Annotated in this window: 1 protein-coding gene; it reads left to right on the forward strand. The window is 63.7% G+C overall.

Going from position 1 to position 3724, the window contains the following annotated elements:
- Positions 1 to 937 precede the first annotated feature (937 nt).
- Positions 938 to 1321, forward strand: coding sequence for a hypothetical protein (locus HY962_13130; protein MBI5647866.1), 384 nt, complete (start codon positions 938 to 940; stop codon positions 1319 to 1321).
- The last annotated feature ends 2403 nt before the right edge of the window (positions 1322 to 3724 follow it).

Genomic DNA, 3724 nt, shown 5'->3' on the forward strand with positions numbered 1-3724 from the left:
ACACCGAAATTGACACAACGACGAGGGGCTTGCCGGCTTCGCCGGCTCGCCCCTTCATCCCGTTTCCCAGAGCGATACTGCGGAGCTGCGGTGAAGACGCCTTGCCGCTGTGATGGATGGTGGTGGGCTGGGAAGATGTCGTCGACAGCCAGTTCGTTCTTTCGCGCAACAGCAAGACCCGACAACACCTGTGCACTCGAAGCTTCGCTTGAACTACTTACCCGACCAGGCCTAACAGGCGGTTCCACCCGCATGAGCTTGACGCGGCGGCCGAATGCCGCCGCGTCTGCGCGCGGGTGAACCGCGTGTTAGGCAAAACACCGCATTACGCCGACGACGACAGCAACACCCGACAACACCGAACCGTGTCGCCCTTGCTCACACCCATTCAGCCCAGATCGATAACCGCCTCATGCGCTTGGGCGCTTCCCGTTACGCAAGACGAGCGACCACTGCCTTGCTGAACGAACCGATCGGTCCACGGACGCCCCACCCTGTTGCGCCGTTGGAATCCGTTCTCGCGCCTGGCCCTGGCGAGAACCAACCCATTGCGGTCGCGCCCCTGCCCTGCACACCATCACGGTTTCGTGCAATCACTGCCGTGCTTGCCGCGCGCAAACCGTTCGTCCGGTCCGCGCCGCGCGTTCACGCTTCATGCAACCGCCGACGCGCTTGCCGCGCGTCGACAACCCACCGGGTCCACCGGCGCTCAACACCATTGCGCCTTCGAGCAATCACTGCCGTGCTTGCCGCGCGCAATCCGTCCATCAGGTCCACCCCTTGCGCGTTCACCCTTCATGCAACCGCCGACGCGCTCGCCGCACGTCGACAACCACTGCGTCCGCGCGCGCACAACCCATCACGCCCTCGAGCAATCACTGCCGCCCTTGCCGCGCGCGAACCGTCCGTCCGGTCCGCGCCGCGCGTTCACACTTTCATGCAACCGCCGACGCGCCTGCCGCACGTCGACAACCCACCGGGTCCACCGGACCTCAACACCATTGCGCCTTCGAGCAATCACTGCCGTGCTTGCCGCGCGCAATCCGTCCATCAGGTCCAGCCGCGCGCGTTCACGCTTCATGCAACCCCCGACGCGCTTGCCGCGCACGTCGACAACCGCTGCGCCCGCTCGCGCACAACCCATCACGCCTTCGAGCAATCACTGCCGTGCTTGCCCTGCGGAACCGCCGAACATCGGTCCGTCCAAACTACTTCCGGTTTTTCGGGCGACAACACCGACGACCGAAACACCGAATTACACACAAAGGCAGGGCTTGCCGGCTTCGCCGGCATCGCCCAGCTTCTCCGCGTTTCCGGTTGAAGGCGTTCGCTTCGATACTGCGAGGCTGCGGTGAATATTCCTTGTCGCTGTGATGGATGGTGGTTGGCTGAGAAGACGTCGTCGACAACCGCATCACCCGCTGACGCGACAACCAACTCGACAACACCCATTCTTCGAAGCTGCGCTTGAATTCGCTCACGCGAGAAGCCTAACAAGCGGTTCCACCCGCCATGCTTGACGCGGCGGCCGAGGTGCCGCCGCGTCTGCGCGCGGGTGACCCGCGCGTTAGGCCTTCAATTCTCTTCCCCGACGACAACACCAGACCATGTCGTCGCTCACGCCCTTTTCGCTTCGCGCGAATTGACAAACTCTGGCACCTTGGGCTGCGCCTGCCGCGCGGTTCGAGCGACCACTCGTGTGCTCGCCGTGCGGGGCCTCGTCATCCGGTCGCTTTCCCACCGAGCGCATTGCGCACCCACCGACTTCCCTCGCGCACATCGACAACCCCGCGCACGCTGACGCAAGACACAGTCACGTCTTCGAGCAACCCCTGCCATGCCTGCCTGCCGCGCGAGGACCGGTCAATCTGTTTGCTCGCCCCGAACTCGCGCAATCATTCAACCCTTGACGTTGCCTGCCGCACGTCGACAATCGCTTCCCCCGCTCGCGCAAAGCCCCGTGACAGGTCCGAGCAATCACTGCCGTGCTTGCCGCGCGGGACCGTTCGACAACGGCTGCAACCGAACACCGAAATAGACAGGAAAGCGAGGGGCTTGCAGGCTTCGCCGGCTCGCCCCTTCATCGCCTTTCCCCGTGCGATACTGCACCGCTGCGGTGAACATGCCTTGCCGCTGTGATGGATGGTGGTGGACTGGGGAACGTCGTCGACAACTAATTCGTTCTTTCGCGCAACAACCAACCCGACAACACCCATGCACTCGAAGCTGTGCTTGAACTCCTTACCCGAACAGGCCTAACAGGCGGTTTCACCCGCATGAGCTTGACGCGGCGGCCGAATGCCGCCGCGTCTGCGCGCGGGTGAACCGCGTGTTAGGTCTTCAATTCTCTTCACCGACGACGACAACACCAAACCATGTCGTCGCTCACGTCCTTTCCGTTTCGCGCGAATTGACAACCTCTGGCCCCTTGGGCTGCGCCTGCCGCGCGGCTCGAGCGACCACTCGCGTGCTCGCTGTACGGCGTCTCTTCTTGCGCTTGGATTTCATCGAGCGCTTTGCGCGCTCACCGATTTCCCTTGCGCACGCCGACAACCACCGCGCGCGCTGACGCCAGACCCAGCCACGGTTTCGAGCAATCACTGCCGTGCTTGCCGCGCGGAACCAACCACACCCCGGCGTCCCAACCGCTACACGCGAGTCGATACTCCGTTGCCCGCCGGCCCGGCACCCGTTCGATGCATGGCATGACTGCCGCGGATTGCGCGCACGTCGTTACTTCGATGCCACCACCGTCGCGGCGACAACACCGAAATACCAGGCAAGGCTCGGCGGCTGCACCGCCTTGCGCGTGATGCGACATTCGGGCACCCACGCGGTGGTCGAGATGAGTGATGGAATCCCTGGCCCTGTGATGGATTGTCAGCACGCACTGACGTCGTCGATACTCACCAGCGCGATCACACCAAACCCATTCCGCCGTGATGGATTTCCTGCCCAGTTCGCGCGCTTCGAACACCATCAGCCCGCTGACGCCCGTCCCCATTGTCTCCATGCTGTGATTGAAATCTCTCACGGGCGAAGACCTAACGAGGCGCTGCACCTGCACGGCCGCGAAGAGGCGCGGCGTGCTTCGCACGCCGCCGCGGCCGGCAGGTGAGCGCCGTGTTAGGCCTTCAATTCTCTTGACCGACGACGACAAACCGAATCATGTCGTCGCTCACGTCCTTCCATTTCGCGCGAATTGACAACCTCTGGCGCCTTGGGCTGCGCCTGCCGCGCGGTTCGAGCGACCACTCGCCTGCTCGCAGTGGGGGGGCTTCTTCGTCCGGTCGCTCTCCCTCCGAGCGCATCGCGCACTCACCGATTTCACTCGCGCACACCGATAACCCCCGCGCACGCTGACGCAAGACCCAGTCACGTATTCGAGCAACCCCTGCCGTGCTTGCCGCGCGAGGACCCATCATGCTGTTGCGCGTCCCACACTCGCGCATTCACTCAACCTTCGACGCGTTTGCCGCACGTCGACAATCACCTCCACCGCTCGCGCAAAGCCCCGTCACGGGTTCGAGCAATCACCTGCCGTGCTTGCCGCTCGGGACCGGTCGACAACGGCTGCAACAAAACACCGAAATTGACACAACGACGAGGGGCTTGCCGGCTTCGCCGGCTCGCCCCTTCATCCCGTTTCCCAGAGCGATACTGCGGAGCTGCGGTGAAGACGCCTTGCCGCTGTGATGGATGGTGGTGGGCTGGGAAGATGTCG

Source organism: Ignavibacteriota bacterium (assembly GCA_016218045.1).
GTDB lineage: Bacteria > Bacteroidota > Ignavibacteria > SZUA-365 > SZUA-365 > JACRFB01.

Coding starts and splice junctions, on each gene's coding strand:
- HY962_13130 (MBI5647866.1), top strand. CDS start 938: ATGCAACCGCCGACGCGCCTGCCGCACGTCGACAACCCACCGGGTCCA.